General features: G+C 66.8%; 18 protein-coding genes. 8 read left to right on the top strand and 10 right to left on the bottom strand.

The annotated features are described in order from the left end of the window. Window position 1 precedes the first annotated feature (1 nt). The 8 genes from AAHH99_RS23935 to AAHH99_RS23900 are packed head-to-tail and all read right to left on the bottom strand — an operon-like array spanning window position 2 to window position 9,229. Window positions 2–1,537, bottom strand: coding sequence for an MCE family protein (locus AAHH99_RS23935; protein WP_418770948.1), 1,536 nt, complete (start codon window positions 1,535–1,537; stop codon window positions 2–4). Further along, window positions 1,537–2,778: an MCE family protein gene (locus AAHH99_RS23930; RefSeq protein ID WP_418770947.1), complete on the bottom strand. Its 1,242-nt coding sequence runs from the start codon at window positions 2,776–2,778 to the stop codon at window positions 1,537–1,539. Before AAHH99_RS23930 ends, AAHH99_RS23935 begins: the two co-directional genes overlap by 1 nt. Further along, window positions 2,775–4,223, bottom strand: coding sequence for an MCE family protein (locus AAHH99_RS23925; RefSeq protein WP_418770946.1), 1,449 nt, complete (start codon window positions 4,221–4,223; stop codon window positions 2,775–2,777). Before AAHH99_RS23925 ends, AAHH99_RS23930 begins: the two co-directional genes overlap by 4 nt. Continuing rightward, window positions 4,220–5,302, bottom strand: coding sequence for an MCE family protein (locus AAHH99_RS23920; protein WP_418770945.1), 1,083 nt, complete (start codon window positions 5,300–5,302; stop codon window positions 4,220–4,222). The genes AAHH99_RS23925 and AAHH99_RS23920 overlap by 4 nt, the downstream gene beginning before the upstream one ends. Next, the gene (locus AAHH99_RS23915; protein WP_418770944.1) at window positions 5,302–6,324 is read right to left on the bottom strand and encodes an MCE family protein; all 1,023 of its coding nucleotides are present in this window, start codon (window positions 6,322–6,324) and stop codon (window positions 5,302–5,304) included. Before AAHH99_RS23915 ends, AAHH99_RS23920 begins: the two co-directional genes overlap by 1 nt. Next, a complete protein-coding gene (locus tag AAHH99_RS23910) occupies window positions 6,321–7,541 on the bottom strand; it encodes an MCE family protein (protein ID WP_418770943.1) in 1,221 nt (406 codons plus the stop codon). The genes AAHH99_RS23915 and AAHH99_RS23910 overlap by 4 nt, the downstream gene beginning before the upstream one ends. A gap of 7 nt (window positions 7,542–7,548) precedes the next feature. Next, window positions 7,549–8,406 carry an MlaE family ABC transporter permease gene (locus AAHH99_RS23905; protein ID WP_064397019.1) on the bottom strand — a complete coding sequence of 286 codons (858 nt, stop codon included), beginning with the start codon at window positions 8,404–8,406 and terminating at the stop codon, window positions 7,549–7,551. A 13-nt stretch (window positions 8,407–8,419) separates the two neighbouring features. After that, window positions 8,420–9,229, bottom strand: coding sequence for an MlaE family ABC transporter permease (locus AAHH99_RS23900; RefSeq protein ID WP_094295118.1), 810 nt, complete (start codon window positions 9,227–9,229; stop codon window positions 8,420–8,422). A gap of 225 nt (window positions 9,230–9,454) precedes the next feature. On the opposite strand from AAHH99_RS23900, the gene AAHH99_RS23895 reads away from it, so the two are divergent. After that, entirely contained in the window at window positions 9,455–10,330 is an 876-nt protein-coding gene (locus tag AAHH99_RS23895) for an alpha/beta fold hydrolase (protein WP_418770942.1), read from the top strand. Here AAHH99_RS23895 and AAHH99_RS23890 read toward each other — a convergent pair. After that, window positions 10,327–11,943, bottom strand: coding sequence for a flavin-containing monooxygenase (locus AAHH99_RS23890; RefSeq protein ID WP_418770941.1), 1,617 nt, complete (start codon window positions 11,941–11,943; stop codon window positions 10,327–10,329). The genes AAHH99_RS23895 and AAHH99_RS23890 overlap by 4 nt on opposite strands. A gap of 130 nt (window positions 11,944–12,073) precedes the next feature. Here AAHH99_RS23890 and AAHH99_RS23885 point away from each other — a divergent pair, with 130 nt between their 5' ends. The 7 genes from AAHH99_RS23885 to AAHH99_RS23855 all read left to right on the top strand — a co-directional run bounded on the left by AAHH99_RS23885 (window position 12,074) and on the right by AAHH99_RS23855 (window position 19,170). Beyond that, on the top strand, window positions 12,074–12,376 hold the full coding sequence (locus AAHH99_RS23885) for a 2Fe-2S iron-sulfur cluster-binding protein (protein WP_418770940.1): 303 nt from the start codon (window positions 12,074–12,076) through the stop codon (window positions 12,374–12,376). A 92-nt stretch (window positions 12,377–12,468) separates the two neighbouring features. Further along, the gene (locus tag AAHH99_RS23880) at window positions 12,469–13,650 is read left to right on the top strand and encodes an acyl-CoA dehydrogenase family protein (protein WP_418770939.1); all 1,182 of its coding nucleotides are present in this window, start codon (window positions 12,469–12,471) and stop codon (window positions 13,648–13,650) included. Window positions 13,651–13,660: 10 nt separating this feature from the next. Further along, window positions 13,661–14,569, top strand: a complete 909-nt coding sequence (gene bphC, locus AAHH99_RS23875; RefSeq protein WP_418770938.1) for a biphenyl-2,3-diol 1,2-dioxygenase — start codon at window positions 13,661–13,663, stop codon at window positions 14,567–14,569. Continuing rightward, window positions 14,566–16,026, top strand: a complete 1,461-nt coding sequence (locus AAHH99_RS23870) for an FAD-dependent oxidoreductase (protein ID WP_418770937.1) — start codon at window positions 14,566–14,568, stop codon at window positions 16,024–16,026. The genes bphC and AAHH99_RS23870 overlap by 4 nt, the downstream gene beginning before the upstream one ends. Window positions 16,027–16,063: 37 nt before the next feature. After that, window positions 16,064–17,221 carry a zinc-binding dehydrogenase gene (locus AAHH99_RS23865; protein ID WP_418770936.1) on the top strand — a complete coding sequence of 386 codons (1,158 nt, stop codon included), beginning with the start codon at window positions 16,064–16,066 and terminating at the stop codon, window positions 17,219–17,221. Window positions 17,222–17,422: 201 nt separating this feature from the next. Next, a complete protein-coding gene (locus AAHH99_RS23860) occupies window positions 17,423–18,265 on the top strand; it encodes an IclR family transcriptional regulator (protein WP_418770935.1) in 843 nt (280 codons plus the stop codon). Then, a complete protein-coding gene (locus AAHH99_RS23855; protein ID WP_418770934.1) occupies window positions 18,262–19,170 on the top strand; it encodes an alpha/beta hydrolase in 909 nt (302 codons plus the stop codon). The genes AAHH99_RS23860 and AAHH99_RS23855 overlap by 4 nt, the downstream gene beginning before the upstream one ends. Before the next feature lie 10 nt (window positions 19,171–19,180). On the opposite strand, the gene AAHH99_RS23850 is transcribed toward AAHH99_RS23855, so the two are convergent. Next, on the bottom strand, window positions 19,181–20,386 hold the full coding sequence (locus AAHH99_RS23850; protein WP_418770933.1) for an NADH:flavin oxidoreductase: 1,206 nt from the start codon (window positions 20,384–20,386) through the stop codon (window positions 19,181–19,183). Window positions 20,387–20,483: the final 97 nt, after the last annotated feature.

Here is a 20,483-nt window from a genome sequence, read left to right as displayed (position 1 = left end):
CTCACTCATTCGGGACGAGTAAGTCCTGCCACGACTTCCGACCCGCCGGTGCGGCCAGGTCGGCTTGTCGGAACACCTGTCCGTCCGGCGTCGCGTACTGACCCGTCTGCGGATCGTAGGGGGCGAAGGCGACGGACGGCTCGCCACCGGAGTGCGAGGAACTCGGGGCCGCGGCGGGACCCGGATTGTCCGACGGTGGCGGCGCGGCTTCGCCTGGTTGGGCGGGCGGCATCGGCGTTCCCTCCACCGGACCGTAGATCCGCTCTTCGAAGTCGACGCGGTCGTCGGGTGCGATCCCCTGGGCGATCAGGCCGGGATCGATCGGATACGGACCCAGCGGGTGTTGACGCATTGCCAGCGGCTCGAACGGCTTGTCACTGCGGCACATCTCGGCGGTCGGTGCGCGCTTGCCCGGTTGCGCGAGGCACGGATAGTTGCGGGCTCCACGCACCCCGATGGATGAATCCTGCGGCAGCTTGCAGTACAAACCGTCGGGTGTGTCGACGATCGTCTCGTCCTCCGGTGAGCGCCATTGGTTCGGCGGCAGGAACCCGACCGTGCACGCGGGCGGGTCGCTGATCACCAGCGTGAAATCCCCCAGCGCCATGCCCGTGGGATTGTTGCGCGCCACACCGACGGTCTGCGTGGCCGCCACATACGGTGGGAACAGCACCAGAAGTTGTTCCAGCGCAGCGTGATACGTCACGCCGACCTCGCCGACGGACGTCAGGTTGGCCAACAGCACGGGCAGCGTCGCCTTGACGTCGTTGAACAACCGCGAGGCCTCGTTTGCCGCGCCGGGACCGACCTCGAGGATCGTGCGCATCTGCGCATCGTCGGCCTCGAGTTGACCGGTGATGCCCGCGACGCTGCGAGCCCAGCTGCGGATGGCGTCGGCCGATTGCGCTTGACCGTCCAGAAGCGGACGGCTGTCGTCGATCAACGCCCGTGTCTTGTCGGCGATCGCATTGCCGTCGCTGACGATCTTCGCCGACGAGTCCATCAGTGAACCGAAGTCGTATCCGGCCCCGTCCAGAGCCTTAAACGACTCGTCGAGCAGACCGCTGATCTTGTCCTTCGGAATGCTGTCAATCAGGGCGCTGACCTGATCGAGCATGGGGCCGACGGCTTGCGGCACCGAGGTCTTCTCTCGGGGGATCACCGAGCCGTCCTGCAGAAACGGCCCGTTGGTGTCATCGGGCACCAGGTCCACGTATTGTTCGCCGACCGCGGACACGCTGCGCACGGCGGCCTGGGTGTCGGCGGGAACCTTCGGTGAGGTGGTCAGCGACAGCGTCGCGACGGCGCCCTCGCGGGTGGCGCGCACGTCGAGGACCTTGCCCATTTGGACACCGCGATAGGTCACGTTGGAGAACCGGTAAAGGCCTCCGGTGCCGGGCAGTTCGAGCTGCACCGTGATGCGGCCGATGCCCAACAGCGTCGGCACCTGCATGTAGCCGAACACCATCAGCGCGATGCCGATCACCGAGGCGATGGTGAAGATGATGAGCTGATTTCGGACGAAGCGCGTCAACATCAGTTGCCGCCTCCCCCGGCGTCCGCCGCTCCGTCGGCCGCGAGACCAGATCCGTGGTCGACGACGACTCCGTGGGAATCATCTGAGCCGTCAACGCTTTCGACCAGCGGCGGGGGCTCGGCGACCTCGGTGGGCGCCGGCGTGATCGGCGCGTTCAGCGGGTCCAGGGTGTAGGTCAGATACCAGGGGTCGCCCGGCGCGGGCACCATCGGCGCGCCCTCCTGCCCCCAGCGGGTGCCGAGGAACAGCCCCCGCTTGAGCCGCGGAATGGTGAAGTCGAAAATGATGAACTGGTTCATGTAGTCGCCGCGGATCGCACGGTCGATGAAGCTCTGCGTGTATGGGAACGTCGGCGCATAGGCGAGGACGGTGCCCAGATCCGGGCCGACGTCGGCGAGCGCGCGCAACGTAGGTTCGAGGTTGGCGAGGTTGCGCACGATGTCGTCTTTCGTGTCGTTGATCAGCCCGGTCGCCGTGTCGCTGAACCGTCCCAGGCGCTCCAGTGCCTCGGTGATGCGCGGCCGTTCCTTGATCAGGACATCGAGAGCGGGCGGAATGCGTTGCAGCGCATTGGTGATGACGTCGCGTTCGGCGGCGAACGTGCCGGACATGCGATCCATCGCGGTGATGGACGCATTGATGTCGTCACGTTGGGCGTCGAGCATCCCGACGAAATCGTTCAATCGGACAAACAGATCTCTGATCTGGTTTTCGCGCCCGTTGAGAGCGGCGTTGAACTCGCGGACGATGTCACCCATCTGCCCGAGGCCGCCGCCGTTGACCACGACCGACAGCGAGGACAGCGTCTGTTCGGTGGACGGGTACGTCGACGACCTGTCGAGTCCGATGGTCGATCCGGGTTTCAGTGTGCCGCTGGGCGCCTGCCCCAGAGGGGGGTCCAGCGCCAGGTGCATCGACCCGAGGAGGCTGGTCTGCCCCACGGTCGCCACCACGTTCGCGGGTATCACGACGTCGGGCCGCACCGACACCTCGATGTCGGCGTGCCAGTTCGTCACCTTCATCTTGCCGATGCTGCCGACGACGACGTCGCCGAGCATGACCGGTGAATTGGGTTCCAGGGAACCGACATTGGCGACCTGGATGTGATACACGGCGGCGCCCTCACCCCGTCCCACCGTGCCCGGGAGCGGCAGCGAGTTCACGCCTTCGAACGTGCACCCGGTCATCGCGAGGGCGACGCAACACGCCACGACGAGCCGACGGATCGAGCGGCGCGTCATGACGGCCCCATCGGGGTCGCCGGCGGCACCGGTGCCTCGGCGGGCATCAACATCTCCTCGAGAGTCGTCGGCTGCGAGGCCGTCGTCGGTGGGCCCGGAGGAACCGGCGCACCCGGGAACAGGGCGGGTTGCGGCGCGGCCGGCAGTCCGTGCGGTGCGTAGGCGCCGGGCGGGCCCGGCGGAGTGGCCCACCCCGCCGGCGGCGGCACGTCACCGGCGCCGGTGTACGCCGATACCGCCGGTGCGGCTTCCGGGGGCACCGGAGCGCCGCCGGCTCCCCCGGGTGCCAGCGCGGGATCCGAATAGATCAGGTTGTCCGGGCTCGGCGACTTCTGCAGGTAGGCGTTGAAGGGCATCGGCAGATAGTTGAAATTGAGCAATCGCAGTGCGGGCCCGAGGTATTCCGCGCATGCCTTCGACGCCTCGGGCGCCGTGGCGTTCTTGACCGCCCCGATCGCCGAGCACACCAGCTGCACCGGGTTGGCGAAGTTCGCCAACGCGAAGCCGCCGATCATGGTGCCGGTGTCGGGGTTGTAGATGTTGTATCCGTTGCCGATCGCGTTGGGGGCGACGTGGAGCACGTTCTCCAGGGCCAGTCGATTGTCGGCGAGATTCTGTGTGACGGCGCCGAGGCGCTGGATCTGTTCGGCGGTCTGATCTCTGCTGCCCGCGATGAACCGCTGCACCTCGCCGACGGCTTCGGCGAGATAGGTGAGGGCGGCGTCGAGATCGGACCTGCTCGAATCGACGACGCTGCTCACCGTGGCGAGGCGGTTCTGGAACTGCACGATCTGCGCGTTACTGTCGCGCAGTGCATTGACGAAGGTCTGGAGGTTCACGATGACGTCGACGATGTCGCCGCTGCCGTCGGCGAGGATCCGGCCGACCTGTGCCAGCTGGGTGATGGTCTCGCGGAGCTTGTCGCCGTTGCCGTTCATAGCGTTGGCCGCGCTGTCGATGAAGCGGCTGACCGAGGTCGTCGAGATGTCGCCGCTGGGGCCGAGATCCGTCGCGAGCCGCGTCAGTTGCTCCTTGACCTCGTCCCACTCGACGGGCACCGCGGTCCGGTCGACGCCGATGACGGCGTTGTCGGGAAGTGCCGGGCCGCTGGTCTCGTAGGCGGGGGCGAGCTGAACGTAGCGCGCGGACACCAGGTTCTGCGCGACTATTACCGCTTTGGCGTCGGCGGGGATCGGCACGTCACGGTCGACGGACAGCCGCATGCGGGCCTGGGCTCCGTCGGGCTCGATCGACTCGATGGTGCCCACCCGCACCCCCGCGACGCGTACCTCGTCACCCGGATAGATCGCGGTCGCGGAGGCGAAGTACGCGGTGATGGTCCTGGGACCGAAATACGACTGCCCAACCACCACACCGGTTCCGGCGACGAGCAGGCCCACCAGGATCACCAGCAGCGTAGTGGTCAGGGGTTTGCGACCGATCATCGCGACCCTCCCGGAATACCGTTGTATGGGAACGGGAATTCGGCTCGTGGCCCCGCATTGTCCGGTGGCTGTCCGGCGTTCACCCCGCGGCGGTAGCCGAGCGCATAGTCGAGGAACGGTTGCAGCGACTGCGCGGGGAGCAGGTTGCCGACGAACGCGTTGTAGTAGAACCCGTTGTTGACGGCCTCACCCTGAGTCACCTGGTACTTGGCCAAGCCGGACAGGGCCTTGGCGATGTTGTCGCGGTTGCGCTCGAGCATGTCGTAGACCGCGTTGAGCTTCTGCAACGTCGGCGCCAGTTCCTGCTCGTTGTCGTGCACCAGACCGGTCAGCTGCTGGGCGACGGCCGAGGTGTTGGCGAGCAGGCTGACGATCGCGTACCGACGGTTCTCGAGCACTCCCATCAGGTCGTTGGCGTTGAGGATCAAAGTGTTCAGCTGCTCGCTGCGCTCGGACAGCACACTCGTGACGTCGGCGGCGCTCTTGAGTAGCCGGCCCAGCGACTCGTCGCGTCCGTTCAGTGAGCGCGACAGCCGGCTCAGCCCGTCGAAGGTCGGTCCGAGTTGCGGCGCGATCCGGTCGATTGTGTCGGAGAGCGTGTCGAGGGCCTGGTTCACCGAGCCGGTATCGGTGTCAGTCGTGTTCGCGGTGAACTCGCTGACCGCCTCGGTCAGTGAGTACGGCGAAGATGTCCTCGACAGCGGGATGACGTACAGCGGCTTCACCCGGTCATCGCCCGCCGGTTCCAGGGCCAGCGTGCGCTCCCCCAGCAGCGTGCCGGTGCGGATGTGCGCCGTGGTCTGCGATCCGAGGCGGACCTTTCCGTCGACGGTGAACGTCACGAGGGCTTTGCCCTTGTCCAGGGAGACCTCGGACACCGAGCCGACGGTCATACCCGAGACCTTCACGTCGTTGCCCGGCGTCAGACCGCCAGCCTCGGTGAACAGCGCCTGATACCTGACGGCGGTGGCCCACGACCACAGCCGCTCGGGTTGCAGCCCCACAGCGATGATCAGGACGATGAGAACAACACCGATGAATCCGGCTCGAATCAGCGATGAGGCACGGTATTTCAGCATCAGGGCTCCCCGCATCTTCCGTTGTTCTGCAGGATCCAGGGAAAGTGCGCGGTGCGGCCCTGCAGGTCGGTGACCCTGACCGATATTCCGCACAGGTACTGGTTCAGGAAGCTGCCGTATGCGCCGAGACGCACGAGCTTCTTGTAGTTTTGCGGCGCCTTCTGTAGGGAGATGTCGAGAAGCGGTATGTCCTTCTCGAGCAGCGGAGCGACGCGGTTGAGCTGGTCGACGCTGCCGGCCAGCGGCGGCCGGGCCTGGGTCATCAGATCGGCGAGAGAAGCGGTCCCGCTGTCCAGTGCGGTGATCGCCTCCCCGATCGGGTCACGGTCGGCGGCCAGGCCGGTGATCAACTTCTCGAGGCGGTCCACCGCCCCGGAGAACTTGTTCCCGTCCTTGGCGATGGTGGCCAGCACCGCGTTGAGGTTGTCGATCAGGTTCCGCACGGTCTCGCCGTTGTCGGCGATCGAGTTGGAGAAGGATGCGGTCTTGGCGAACAGCGATTCGAGGTTGCCGCCCTGCCCCTGCAGAATCTGTATCAAGGAGCGGGTCAAAGCGTTGACGTCGTCGGGGTTCAGGCCGCGGATCACGGGCTTCAGCCCGCCGAGAAGGAGGTCGAGATCCAGGGCCGGCTCGGTGCGGTCGGCGGGGATCTGTGAGCCGGGTCCGGCGACTTTCGTCGAGCCGGGCCCGTCGAGGAGTTCGAGGTAGCGATCCCCGACGAGGTTGAGGTAGCGCACCGCGGCTTTGGTTCCTGAGGTGAGCACGATGTCGGAGGAGACGTCGAACGTGACCACGACGGTGTTGTCCGGTTGCAGGGAGACGTCGTGGACGGTGCCGACGCGGATACCCGAAACCCGCACGGAATCCCCGGGTTTGAGGTCGGAGACGTCGGTGAACACCGCGGAGTAGTCGTGCGCGGACCCGGTGCGGTACTGGCCGAAGATCGCGAACAGCGCGGCGGTGAGCAGCAGCATCACCGCACCGAAAACGCCCAGTTTGATGGCTGTTTTCACGCCGCTCATCCCGGTTGTCCGATCTGCGAGGAGTTGCGGGGCGGACCGTCGATCGGACCGAACAGCGCCTGCTTGAGCGCATCGGAGTTCAGCAGGATGCCCTGGTTGCCGTACTGCGCGCGGCTGGCGTCGATGTCGCTGACGACGTAGGGCGCCCGTGTTTCGTAGCCGACGTCGGGCAGTCCCGCGCACTGGGGCCCGCCTTTGGCCGCGACCTTGGGCAGGTTCTGCGGATAGCGGTAGCGTTCGGAGCCCAACACGAAGGAGTCGAGCAGCAGCACCCCGGGCACCGGCGAGGGTGCAGCGGTGGCCAGCGGGACCATACCTGCCAGAACGCAATTCAGCGCTGGGTGGTACTGGTTGGTCAGGTCGGTCGTCGGCACGAGGAGGTCGAAGACGTCGGTGAACACCTTGCGGTTGCCGGCGAGCACTTCGTCGCCGCTGTCGGCCAACCCGATCGTGCTGAGCAACAGGGTGTCGAGGTCCTGCTGTTTGTCGACGATCGTGTCGCTGATACTGGTGGCGTTGTCGACGATGGCCAGCAGGTCCGGGCTGGCGTCGGCGTAGGCCTCGAGAACCTCTGGCAAGACCGCGATGTCGTGACTCAGATTCCCCAGACTGGGATCGATCTTCGCGAGCATGGTGTCCAGATCGGACAGCGTCTGCCCGAATTTCTCGCCGCGTCCGCTCAGGCCCGATGCCAGCGCCCCGAGCGTCTCGTTGAGTTTGGCGGGTTCGATGCGGTTCAGCACCGACACGAGTTGTTCGAAGATGGTGTTGATCTCGACGGTGACGTGGTCGGCGTCGAGCACCTGACCCGCACGGAGCCCCTGCGGGGACGGGTCCGCGGGCGGCACCAGTGCAACGGATTTCGCGCCGAACACCGTCGACGACGCGATGTCGACGCGCACGTTCGCCGGGATCAGTTCCATTGACGAGGGATCCATGGCGAGGTGGATCGCGGCACGGCCGTCGGGCAGGGGCTCTACCGACGCGACAGTGCCCACTTGAGCGCCGTGCAGCTTGACCTTGGCGTCGGGGTTCATCACCAGGCCGGCGCGGTCGGTGACGACGGTGACCGGTTCGGTCTTGGTGAAGTCGCCGCGGAAGAGCGCGACGGCGATGGCGACGACCGCGACGATCGCGAGGACAGCGATGAGTCCCGCTGCCGGTCTTGCGTATTCACGTGGCTGCGCGGGCGCCGATGTCTGCTGGTTGGTCGTCAAGGTGCCACTACCCGGACAGGTTGAAGTTGCCGTTGGAACCGTAGACGGCCAGGGATACCAGCAAGGTGACCGACACGACGATCACCAGCGAGGTGCGCACCGCGTTACCGACCGCAACGCCCACACCGGAGGGCCCGCCTGAGGCGAAGTAGCCGAAGTAGGTGTGTACCAAAAGGATGGTGATGGCCATCAGCACCGCCTGCAGGAATGACCACAACAGGTCGATCGGATTCAAGAACGTGTCGAAGTAGTGGTCATACAAGCCGCCGGACTGGCCGAACAACACCACGGTGGTGAACTGGCTGGCAACGAACGACAGGATCACCGCGATCGAGTACAGCGGGGTGATCGCCACCATCCCCGCGATCAGCCGGGTCGACACCAGATACTCGATCGGCCGGATCGCCATCGACTCCAGCGCGTCGATCTCCTCGTTGATGCGCATCGCACCCAGCTGCGCGGTCACCCCGGCCCCGAACGTGGCCGCCAACCCGATCCCGGCCACCGTCGGCGCCGCGATACGCACGTTGATGAACGCCGCCAAAAACCCGGTCAGCGCCTCGATACCGATGTCGCCCAACGACGAATACCCCTGCACCGCCAAGGTGCCGCCCGCAGCCAACGTCAGGAAGCCGACAATGGCCACCGTGCCGCCGATCATCGCCAATGTCCCCGCGCCCATCGAGATCTCGGCGATCAACCGCACGATCTCCTTGCGGAAGTGCACCGACGCGTGCGGCACCCCCGCCAGAGCACGCAGATAGAACAACATGTGATCGCCGATGCGACCCAAAAAGTCGACCGGCTTGCGAGCCCCCCGAGTCAGGCGCGGATAGGTGCTGCGCAGAACTTGTACGGTTCCCATCGATAGCTCCCGATCAGCCCGTCGTCATCCGAATGCCGATCGCGGTCACGACCACGTTGATCACGAACAACGCCATGAACGCATACACCACCGTCTCGTTGACGGCGTTACCGACCGCCTTGGCACCACCACCGGTGATCGTCAAACCGCGAAAACACGCCACCAACCCCGCGATCAACCCGAACAGCGCCGCCTTCACACACGAGATGATCACCTCGGGCACACCGGTCAACAGCGTGATCCCGGCCGCGAACGCACCAGGGTTCACATCCTGGATGAACACCGAAAACGTGTAACCACCCAGGATCCCGATGATCACCACCAAACTGTTGAGCAACAGCGCGACCAGTCCCGAGGCCAACATCCGCGGGGTCACCAAGCGCTGGACCGGGTTGATGCCCAGCACCTCCATCGCATCGATTTCCTCGCGGATCGTGCGCGACCCCAGATCAGCACACATCGCCGTCGCGCCCGCACCGGCCACGATCAACACCGTCACGATCGGACCCACCTGGGTCACCGCGCCAAACGCCGCACCCGCCCCCGACAGATCAGCCGCACCCAACTCCCGCAACAAGATGTTCAACGTGAACGACACCAACACCGTGAACGGAATCGCCACCAACAACGTCGGCGCCAACGACACCCGAGCAATAAACCAGCACTGCTCCAAGAACTCCCGCCACTGAAACGGCCGACGAAACACAAACCGCACCGCATCGGCCGACATCGCGAACAACGCCCCGACCGCCTGCATCGGCCCCGCCAGATTCCGCAACGGCGGCAGACCCGCAGACCACCGCTCCGGCGCCTTAGTCGTCATGGCCAGCAACCTCGTTCGTCGACGTCACTGCGAAGCACCATCGGCATCGCGGGACATCACGCCTCCTGATTGCGTCATCTGACAGCGGGCGGCAAGGGCGCCATGTCTCGACGGGAAAGCGTCGCAGTCAAACGCGCGCCGGCACAGTGAGCGTCCCGCTTACCGGGACGACCGATGAACGGAACACCCGCCCGCCGCGCGACGAGCGCGTGGCAGGCTGTGGGCGTGACCGATACCGCAGCCTTCATCGCCCGCGTCGAGAGCGACCTCCGTGAGACACCCACCCCCTCCGGTGTGCTGCGCTACTACGACGTCGGTGACGGTCCCGTTCTGCTCTTTCTTCACGGCTCCGGGCCCGGCGTCACCGGCTGGCGCAACTTCCGCGGTGTGCTCCCGGCCTTCGCCGAGCATTTCCGTTGCGTGATCCTGGAATTCCCGGGCTTCGGGGTCAGCGACGACTTCGGCGGTCATCCGATGATCACCGCGCAGGGCGCCGTCGTCCCCTTCCTCGACGCGCTGGGCATCGACAAAGTCGACATCGTCGGCAACTCGATGGGCGGCGGCGTAGGGATCAATTTCGCAATCAGCAACCCGGACCGCATCGGCCGGCTGGTCACGATCGGCGGCATCGGCACCAACATCTTCAGCCCCGGCCCGAGTGAGGGGATTCGGCTGCTCCAGGAGTTCACCGAGGACCCCACCCGTCAGCGGTTGGTCGACTGGCTCAACTCGATGGTCTACGACCAGTCTCTGGTCACCGAGCAACTGATCGAGGAACGCTGGCAGTTGGCGACCGATCCGGAGACGCTGGAGTCCGCCCGACGTATGTACGGCAAGAAGGCCTTCGCGCAGATGATGGCGTTCATGCGCGGCAGCGACGTGCCTTTGCCGTGGGCGCAGATGCACAAGGTCGCGGCGCCCACACTGCTGACGTGGGGACGCGACGACCGGGTCAGCCCTTTGGACATGGCGCTCATTCCGATGCGCACGATTCCGAACGCTGAGCTTCATGTGTTCCCGAACTGTGGGCACTGGGCGATGATCGAGGCCAAGGCGGCGTTCGAGAGCACCGTGTTGGCGTTCCTCACCCGCGACGCCTAGGACGCAGCGAGTAGGCGGAAACCCTTGTAACCCGCGGCGGCGACCTCGGCACAGATGTCCAGGTAAACGCCGAAACCGCCGATGAACAACATGAATCCACGCGGTTTACCCGGGACGTTGGCGCCCATGTACCAGGAGTTGGCTTTCGGGAACAACGTCGCTTCTGCGCGTCGATTGCACTCGGCGATCCAGTTCTCGACGGCGTCGCCGGTGGGTTCGATCGCGGTGTAGCCGTGCTCGTCGAGATACGCAATCGCCTCGGCGATCCAGTTCACGTTCGCCTCGGCGTGCAACACCATGTTGGCGAGCACCGCGGGCGCACCGGGGCCCGAGATCAGGAACAGGTTCGGGAAGCCGTCCACGCCGAGACCGAGGTAGGTGCGCGGGCCGTGCGCCCAGTCGTCGTGCAGCGTCTGGCCGCCGCGGCCGACGATGTCGATCTTGGCCAGTGCGCCGGTCATGGCGTCGAAACCCGTGGCGAGCACGATCGCGTCGACGTCGTAATGGGCGTCGGTGGTGTTGATGCCGTCGGCGTCGACGGACACTATCGGCGTCTTGCGCACACTCACCAGCTTCACATGCGGCTTGTTGAACGTCTGAAAGTAATTGGTGTCGGTACAGATTCGCTTCGTCCCGATGGGATGGTCGTTCGGGATGAGAAGCTCGGCGACCTCGGGGTCGTCGATCACCGCCCTGATCTTCTCCTCGTAGAACTTGCGCGCTTCCTCGTTGGCGGCCATATCGATCATCTGATCGCTGAACGTCTTCGAGAACAGCACACCCCCGAGTTCCCAGCGCTTCTCGAACGCCTCGCGGCGCTCCTCGGGCGTAGCCTCCATCGTCAGCTTCGGATGGGCGATGTGCGGTGAGCCCCCGCCGCTGCGCCACGACAGGCGGCGGCGTTCGGCGTAGGTTGCCTTGACCTGGGCCCGGTCCTCATCGGTTAACGGCCGATTACCGGCGGGCACACTGTAATTCGGTGTCCGCTGGAACACGTAGAGACGATCGGCCTGTTCGGCGATCACCGGAATGGACTGGATGCCCGACGAACCCGTCCCGATCACCGCGACCCGCTTGCCGGTGAAGTCGACAGGCTCGTGCGGCCAGTGCGCGGTGTGGTACAGCTCCCCCGCGTAATCGTCCAGGCCGGGAAAGTCCGGCCTCAGCGCCGCGGACAGCGGACCGGTCGCCATCACGCAGAAGCGCGCGGTGACGACCTCGCCCGTGTCGGTCGACACCGTCCAGCGCAGGTTGTCCTCGTCGAGCACGGCCGAGGTAACCCGGGTGTTGAAAGTGATGCCGTCGCGTAGGTTCAGCTTGTCGGCGACCCAGTTCATGTAGCGCAGGATCTCGGCCTGCGTCGCGTACTTCTCCGACCAGTCCCACTCCTGCTCGAGTCGGGGATCGAACGAGTAGCAGTAGTCGACGCTTTCGACGTCGCAGCGCGCTCCCGGATAGCGGTTGTAGTACCAGGTGCCCCCGATCTCGGGCGCCGACTCGAACACGCGCACCGACAAGCCCTGCGACCGCAGCTTGTGCAACGCGTACAACCCGGCGAAGCCGGCGCCGACCACCACCGCGTCCACGCTTGACCGCTCCTCGGAAATACCCACGCAGCCACGGTAGGTCGTGGTGGGCCCGGCGTAGCCGGAGTTTCCCGATGACCGGGCGATCGGGCCGGGACCGTTCCGCCCATCGGAAGCACCGGTCGACCCGACTCCCGACGGCGGTGAAGATCGGCGCATGACACAGACCGACGCCTGCGAGACGCGGGTCGGCGCCACCGTTTGCGTCGATCTGGACGGCACCCGGCACCACCTCCGCTGGCCGCGCGACAAGACACTGGTCGACGCGCTGCTCGACGCCGGCGTCGACCCTCCCCACTCGTGCCGGGAGGGTCACTGCGGCTCATGTGTCGCGACCGTGGTGTCCGGCGAGGTCGACATGGCCACCTGCGAGATCCTCGAGCCCGACGACCTGGCCGAGGGTCTCATCCTCGGCTGTCAGGCCCGACCGGTCAGCGACGATCTGCACGTCGAGTACTGAGCCGGAAACGCCGCCCGCTGACCGGGATTTGATTCCGTTCGCGCTTCCGGTGCGGTAGACCATCAAGTGCAGCCAACAGTGAGGACATCAGCATGAGTGAGCGCGTACTCGACCGGGTGATGCAACTGGCCGAGCAGTTCAAGGATCAGGGCGCCGAGGCCGAGAAGATCGGGCGGTTGACCGACGCCACGGTCAAGTCGATGAAGGCCGCCGGCTCCATCCGCCTGCTGCAGCCCAAGAAGCACGGCGGCTACGAAGCTCATCCGCGCGAGTTCGCCGAAACCGTGATGGCCACCGCGGTCCTGGACCCTGCGGCGGGCTGGGTCAACGGCGTGGTGGGCGTGCATCCCTATCAGCTCGCCTACGCCGATCCGCGCGTCGGCGAGGAGGTGTGGGCCGACGACATCGACACCTGGATGGCTTCGCCGTACGCGCCGCAGGGTGTGGCCAAGCCAGTCGACGGCGGCTACATCTTCAACGGGCGCTGGCAGTTCAGCTCGGGAACCGACGCGTGCGACTGGATCATCCTCGGCGCGATGATCGGCGATGCGGAGGGCAAACCGCTGATGCCACCGCAGATGCTGCACATGATTCTTCCGCGACCGGACTACGAGATCGTCGAGGACTCGTGGGACGTGGTCGGACTGCGCGGCACCGGTTCCAAGGACGTCATCGTCAAGGATGCCTTCGTGCCGGAGTACCGGACGATGGACGCGATGAAGGTGATGGACGGCACCGCGCAGCGCGAGGCAGGCATGACCGAGCCGCTGTACCTGATGCCGTGGTCGACGATGTTCCCGCTCGGCATCTCCGCCGCCACGATCGGCATCGCCGAGGGCGCGCTGGCCGCGCACCTGGACTACCAGCGTGAGCGCGTGAACTCCAGTGGCGTTGCGATCAAGGACGACCCGTACGTCATGTACGCGATCGGCGAGGCGGCCGCCGACATCAACGCCGCACGCCAGGAACTGCTGGCCAACGCCGACCGCATCTACGACATGGTCGCCGCGGGAAAGGAGGTCAGCTTCGAGGACCGGGCCGCCGGCCGTCGCACCCAGATCCGCGCGGTGTGGCGCGCGGTGTCCGCCGTCGACGAGATCTTCGCCCGCTCGGGCGGCAACGCCGCGCGCATGGACAAGCCGCTGCAGCGGTACTGGCGCGACGTGCACGTCGGCCAGCTGCACGCGATCCACGTGCCCGGCACGGTGTTTCACGCGTCGGCGCTGAGCTCGCTCGGCGTGGATCCGCAGGGTCCGCTGCGGGCGATGATCTAGAAAGGGCACTATGAGCGATCTCAAGAGCCTCGGATACGTCAAGGTTCAGACCACCGACATCGACCGCTGGCGCCACTTCGCGTTCAAGGTGCTCGGCTTCGCAGAGGGCTCCGGCCCCGAGGACTATGCGCTGTATCTGCGGATGGACGAACGTGCCGCGCGCATCATCGTGGTGCCCGGCGACGTCGACAAGATCGTCACCGTCGGGTGGGAGGTCCGCGACCATGCGGCGTTGACGCGCGTGAAGGCGGCCCTCGACGGCGCAGGCGTGGCGGTCAAGGAACTTTCTCTCGAGGAGGCCGACGCTCGTCGCGTCGAGGAGGTGATCGCGTTCGACGATCCCGCGGGGACCTCCACCGAGGTCTTCCACGGCGCGGTGCTCGACCACAGCCCGGTGGTGACGCCGTACGGCGCCCGGTTCGTCACCGGCGATCAGGGGTTGGGTCACGTCGTGCTGCCGGCCCTCGACATGCCCGGCCTGTTTCAGTTCTACACCGAGGTCCTGGGATTCAAGTCGCGCGGCGCGTTTCGCGTTCCGACGCCGCCGGAGTTCGGGCCGCTGCGGGTGCGGTTCCTCGGGATCAACGCGCGCCATCACAGCCTGGCGATCTGTCCCGCGATGACGTTGCGTGACCCGGGCCTGATCCACCTGATGGTGGAGGTCGACAGCCTCGATGCGGTCGGGCAGGCTCTCGACCGGGTGAACAAGGACGGTTTCCAGCTGTCCTCCACGCTGGGCAGGCACACCAACGACAAGATGGTGTCGTTCTATGTGCGCGCGCCCGGCGACTGGGACATCGAGTTCGGCACCGACGGTATGCGGGTGGACGAAACGTATTACACCGCAGAGGAAATCACCGCCGACAGCTACTGGGGCCACGAGTGGGTGTCCGACCTGCCTGCGGCGATGCGCCCGTGAGCGGCGACATCACTCCCCTGTTCGCGGCCGACATCGCGCAGTGGGACGAGGAGGCCGACGTCGTCATCGCCGGCTTCGGCATCGCCGGGGCGGCCGCGGCGGTGGAAGCCGCGCGCGCCGGCGCCGACGTCCTGGTCCTCGAACGCACCGGGTCGTGGGGCGGCGCGGCGTCGATGGCCGGCGGGTTCATCTACCTCGGTGGCGGCACACCCATCCAAAAGGCCTGTGGTTTCGACGATTCCGTCGCGAACATGGCCGCGTACCTCAATGTCGCGATGGGACCCGGCGCCGACGAGAAGCGCATCGCCGACTACTGCGACGGCAGCCTCGAGCATTTCGACTGGCTCGTCGGCAGCGGCGTGCAGTTCAAGCCGGAGTTCTTCGGCGAGCCCGGCTGGGAGCCCATGGGCGATCAGGGGCTGATGTACAGCGGCGGGGAGAACTCCTACCCGTTCAACGCGATTGCCTCACCCGCGCCGCGCGGACACGTCCCGCAGATGTCGAACAAGAAGCAGGGCGAGGCGAGCGCCGGCTACATGCTGATGAAGCCGCTCGTGGAGACGGCCACCGCGGCCGGGGCGCGGGCGATCTATGACGTTCGTGTGCAACGGTTGGTCGTCGGGTCCGACGGTCGGGTGGTCGGTGTGTACGCGCGCCGGTACGGCGAGGAGATCGCCGTGCGGGCGCGTCGCGGAGTGGTGCTGGCGATGGGCAGCTTCGCCTACAACGAGGCCATGGTCGCTCAGTACGCGCCGCGCATCGCCGGCCGGCCCGCCGCCGCCATCGAGCAGCACGACGGTCAGGCGATCCGGATGGCGCAGGCGCTGGGCGCCGACCTGGCTCACATGGACGCCACCGAGGTGGCCATCTTCATCGATCCGCAGCAGCTGGTGCGGGGCATCCTCGTCAACGGTCGCGGTCAGCGCTACGTCGCCGAGGACACCTATCCCGGCAGGGTCGGGCAGCTGACCTTGTATCACCAGGACAACACGGCGTTCCTGATCATCGACGAGAAGTCCCAGGAGGAGGCGATGGCCTCGCTGTCGCCGCAGCTGATGCTGCGCCCGCCGACCTGGGTGTGCGAGACGGTGGCCGAACTCGAATCCGAGATGGGTCTGCCGACGGGATCGCTTCAGGCGACCGTGTCGGCCTACAACGCCGGCGTCGCCGTGGGCGAGGATCCGCTGCTGCACAAGAAGCCGCAGTGGCTGCGACCGATCGGGTCGCCGGTGGGCGCGATCGACCTGCGCGAGAGTACCGGCGGATTCACCCTTGGCGGGCTTCTGACGTCGCTGAACGCGGAGGTGCTGCACGTCAGCGGCGAGCCCATCCCTGGTCTGTTCGCTGCGGGCCGCTGCACCGCGGGCCTCGCCGCGTGGGGTTACGCGAGCGGGATCTCGTTGGGCGACGGCAGCTTCTACGGCCGGCGGGCGGGGCGCAGCGCGGCGGGAGCCTAGTCCCCGACCGCCCGTCCGCGTGGTACACGATGGACGCATGAAGGCCGTCAGCTGTGAACGTGGCACCCTGTCCGTCGTCGGCCTCCCGTCCCCTGCGCCGGCCCGCGGTCAGCTGCTGCTCGAGGTGCGGCGCTGCGGCATCTGCGGATCGGATCTGCACGCCAAGGACCACGCCGACGAACTGACCGACGTGATGAACGAAGTCGGTTATCCCGACTTCATGCGCCAGGACACGCCGGTCGTCTTGGGTCACGAGTTCGTCGGCGAAGTGGCCGAGCGCGGCCCCGGTGTCCCCAAGGAGTTCAGGGCCGGGGCTCCCGTGGTGTCGTTTCCCATGGTGCGGGCGGCAGGCGGGGTGCACATGACCGGGCTGTCGCCGCTGGCGCCCGGCGCGTACGCCGAGCACGTCCTGGCCGAAGCCTCGATGAGCTTCGTCGTCCCCAACGGGCTCGACCTCGACATCGCCGCGCTGACCGAACCGATGGCGGTGGCCTTGCATGCGGTGCGCCGCAGTCAGATCGGCAGGCGAGATGTCGCGATCGTGATCGGTTGTGGGCCGGTCGGTCTCGCGGTGATCTGCCATCTCAAGTCGCTCGGGGTGCAGACGATCGTGGCGAGCGACTTATCGGTGACCCGTCGCGAGATGGCGTCGCGCTGCGGCGCCGACGTCGTCGTGGACCCGGCCGTCGACTCCCCCTACGCGGCCGCCGGTCAGTCCGGGGCCGTCACCGAGGCCCAGCAGCTGTTCGAACTCGCCGTCGGCTCGATGGAGAAGCTGCGCCGGTTGCCCGGCTGGTCGCATCTGTACCGGATCGCCGACAAGGTGGGCGCCGCGTCGCCGAAGCGGCCGGTGGTATTCGAATGCGTCGGCGTGCCCGGGATCATCGACGGCATCATCCGGGCCGCGCCCGTGCAGTCGCGGGTCGTCGTGGTCGGCGTGTGCATGGGCACCGACCACTTCCGGCCGGCGGTGGCAAACGGCAAGGACACCGACCTGCGGTTCGTGTTCGGTTACACGCCGCTGGAGTTCCGCGACACGCTGCACCTGCTGGCCGACGGCAAGGTCGACGCCTCTGCGCTCGTCACCGGCACTGTCGGCCTCGACGGCGTGGCCCACGCCTTCGAAGTACTGGGTGCGGCCGAAGCGCACGCCAAGATCCTGATCGATCCGCGAAGCGACGCCGTTTCGCCCTAACCGGTTTGATCCACGCACCCGGTGCGTGGGATCAACCCGTGAGAGACACGCCGACGCGAGGCCCGACGCCGCAGGTCGTTGACGTGATCGAAAGTAAATTGCGCCGATCGTGTGACACGCCGCACAGCGACATGCTACAAATAGGCATATTCCTATTAGAAATACCGCCTGCCTGGTCGCAGGTCGCTCTCCGGAGGCCACATGACAACGACTGTCGAAACACCCAGCGCCGTCCTCGACCGCGTATCGCTGGTTCTTGACGCTTTCGATGGGCCGGGCCGACTGACACTGGCGCAGATCGTTCGCCGCACCGGGCTTCCTCGCTCGTCCGCACACCGCATGCTCGAGCGCCTCGTCCAGCTGCGCTGGTTGCGACGCAACGGACGCGACTACGAGTTGGGCATGCGGTTGGTCGAGCTGGGTTCGCTCGCGGTGCACCAGGACCGCCTGCACCGCGCGGCGGTGCCCCTGCTGCACGACCTGCATCGCGCGACCGGTCTCGTCGTCCACCTCGCCGTGCTCGACGGCACCGATGTCGTGTACCTGGAGAAGATCGGTGACGGGTTGGGCGCCGCCATTCCCAGCCGCGTCGGAGGGCGTCACCCCGCGCACTGTTCGGCGCTGGGCAAGGCGATGCTGGCGTCGGCCATCGACCTGAACTACGACACGATCGATTTGACGAACCGCCGTACCAAGTACTCCATCGGATCGCCCGTCCAGTTGCGCACCGAGCTGGCCAAGGTGCGCTCGCACGGGATCGCGTTCGACCGCGAGGAGTCTTTGGCCGGATTCGGTTGTGTCGCAGCGCCGATCGGTGGCCAGGGTGAAGCGGTCGCGGCCGTGTCGGTGTGCGGCCCGATGAACCGCATGATGTTCGACCAACGTCTCGTCGCGCCGGTGCGGATGACGGCCATGGCGGTGTGGCGCAACGCCGAGAACGGTCCGCAGCGGGTGGCGCCGACGCTGCAGCAGGCCCGGCCGCTGCGGAATGTGCCTGCGCCGCGGCCCACGGCGCCCCGCGAGCCGGTGCTGCAGTACGCGTGACGCTCGACCCGCAGATCGCCGAGCTGATCGAGACGCTGGACTCCGGCTTTCCTCCGGTGCACACCATGTCCGGTGCGCAGGCGCGGGCGGCGATCCGATCGCGGTTCGTGGCACCCGCGGAGCCCGAGGCCGTCGGGTCCGTCACCGACATCACCATCACCGGAGGCGTCAAGGTCCGGGTGTACCGGCCGGCGGCCGATGTCCCGCTGCCGGTGGTGGTGTACGCCCACGGCGGCGGGTTCGTGTTCTGCGACCTCGACAGCCATGACGGGCTGTGCCGCAACCTGGCGAATCTCCTTACCGCGGTGGTGATCTCGGTGGACTACCGACTGGCGCCGGAGAGCAGGTGGCCGGCCGCGGCGGAAGACGTGTACGCGGCGACGCTCTGGGCGGCCGAGCACGCGGCGGATTTCGGTGGCGACCCGGACAGGCTCGCGGTGGCGGGCGACAGCGCAGGCGGCAACCTCACGGCGGTCACCACCCTCATGGCGCGCGACCGCGGCGGGCCCGCGCTGTCCGCCCAGCTGCTGATCTACCCGATGATCGCCGCGGACTTCGAAACCGAGTCATACCGGCTGTACGGCAAGGGTTTCTACAACCCCCGGCCCGCGCTGCAGTGGTACTGGGACCAGTACGTGCCCTCCCCCGCCGACCGCATCCACCCGTATGCGTCGCCACTGCAGGCGCACCTGGACGGACTGCCACCGGCCGTGGTGGTGATCGCGGGTCACGATCCGCTCCGAGACGAGGGCGTTGCCTACGCCGACGCATTGGAAGCCGCGGGCGTTCCCGTGGCGCGGTGCACTTTCAACGGCGGGATCCACGGTTTCATGACGATGCCGATGCTCGACATCGCTCACGAGGCGCGCCGCCAAGCGACCCAAGAACTCGCGAAGTTGTTGTGAGGCCCTGCGATCAGACCTTCGTGACCGGCCCGTAGCGCTGGTGCGGGTCGAGCACGCAGTGGGTCCGGCCGAACACCGTGACCATGCACTTGTTGTTGTGGTTGCAGCGACTGCGCGTGTCGTGGTCGGCGATCATCGCGTTGACCAGATCGGGTTCGCGCAGCAGCGCCCTGCCCATCGCCATGAAGTCGAAGCCCTCGCGCAGCCCCGTCTGGAGGTGCTCGTAGTTCGTGATGCCGCCCAGCAGAATCAGTTTGGTGTTGCGGACCACCGGCACGAACTGCCGCGCCGCGTCGAGCATGTAGAGATCGCGGTACGGATAACTGCCCATGACCCGCTTGCCCGCGATGCGGACACCGGGCCGCAACGCGGACGGCATCACCTCGGCGAACTCCTTGACCGGGACGTCGCCCCGGAACAGGTACATAGGCTTGTACACCGACGAACCCTGGGTGAGCTCGATCGCGTCCAACGCGGAGTCGGCGTCGAGCAGCTGCGCGGTCCGCAGGGCCTCGTCGATCCAGATGCTGCCGGGCAGTCCGTCGTCCATGTCGAGTTTGGCGATGACCGCGATCTGGTCCTTGACGAGGTCTTTGACCCGGGCCGCTATTTCGCGCACCAACCGCGACCGGTTGTCGATCGAACCGCCGTATTCGTCCTTGCGCCGGTTGATCCGCGCGCTGAGGAACGAGCTCGGCAGGTAGAGATGGCCGAAGTGCAGTTCGACGGCGTCGAAGCCGGCGTCGACGGCCACCTGTGCCGCCGCGGCGAATTGTCCGATCACGGCGCGGATCTCGTCGCGGGTGATCTCGCGACAGTAGGCGAAGGAGGTGGGGTTGATGAAGCGGCTGGGGGCGACGGCCGTGACGCCGGTCAACTTCTTCGGAGCGACGACGCCGGCGTGTCCCAGCTGCGCCGAGATCGCCGCTCCTGTGGCGTGCACGGCGTCGGTAAGCCTGCGCAGTCCGGGCAGCGCCGCTTCGCTCATCACGATCTGGCCGGGCGCGCTGGCGCCCTCCTTCGAGACGCAGCAGTACGCGACCGTCGTCATACCCACGCCGCCCTTGGCGAATGCGACGTGAAAGTCGATCAGGTCGTCGGTGACCATTCCGTCGGGCGAGCGGCCCTCCGACGTCGCGGCCTTGATGACCCGGTTGCGCAGCTTCACCGGACCGAGCCGGGACGGCGCAAACGGGTCCAGCGTCTCAACGGTCATCGGATTACGGTGCTCCCCGCCGCGGGCGTGGTCAACCGTGTCGTCCCGATGGCCGGGAGCGTCATCGTCACCACGGGCGGCGCCCCCCTAATGTCGG

This window comes from Mycobacterium neumannii (assembly GCF_048452905.1).
Lineage (GTDB): Bacteria > Actinomycetota > Actinomycetes > Mycobacteriales > Mycobacteriaceae > Mycobacterium > Mycobacterium neumannii_B.
This window is presented reverse-complemented; position numbering and strand designations above follow the sequence as displayed.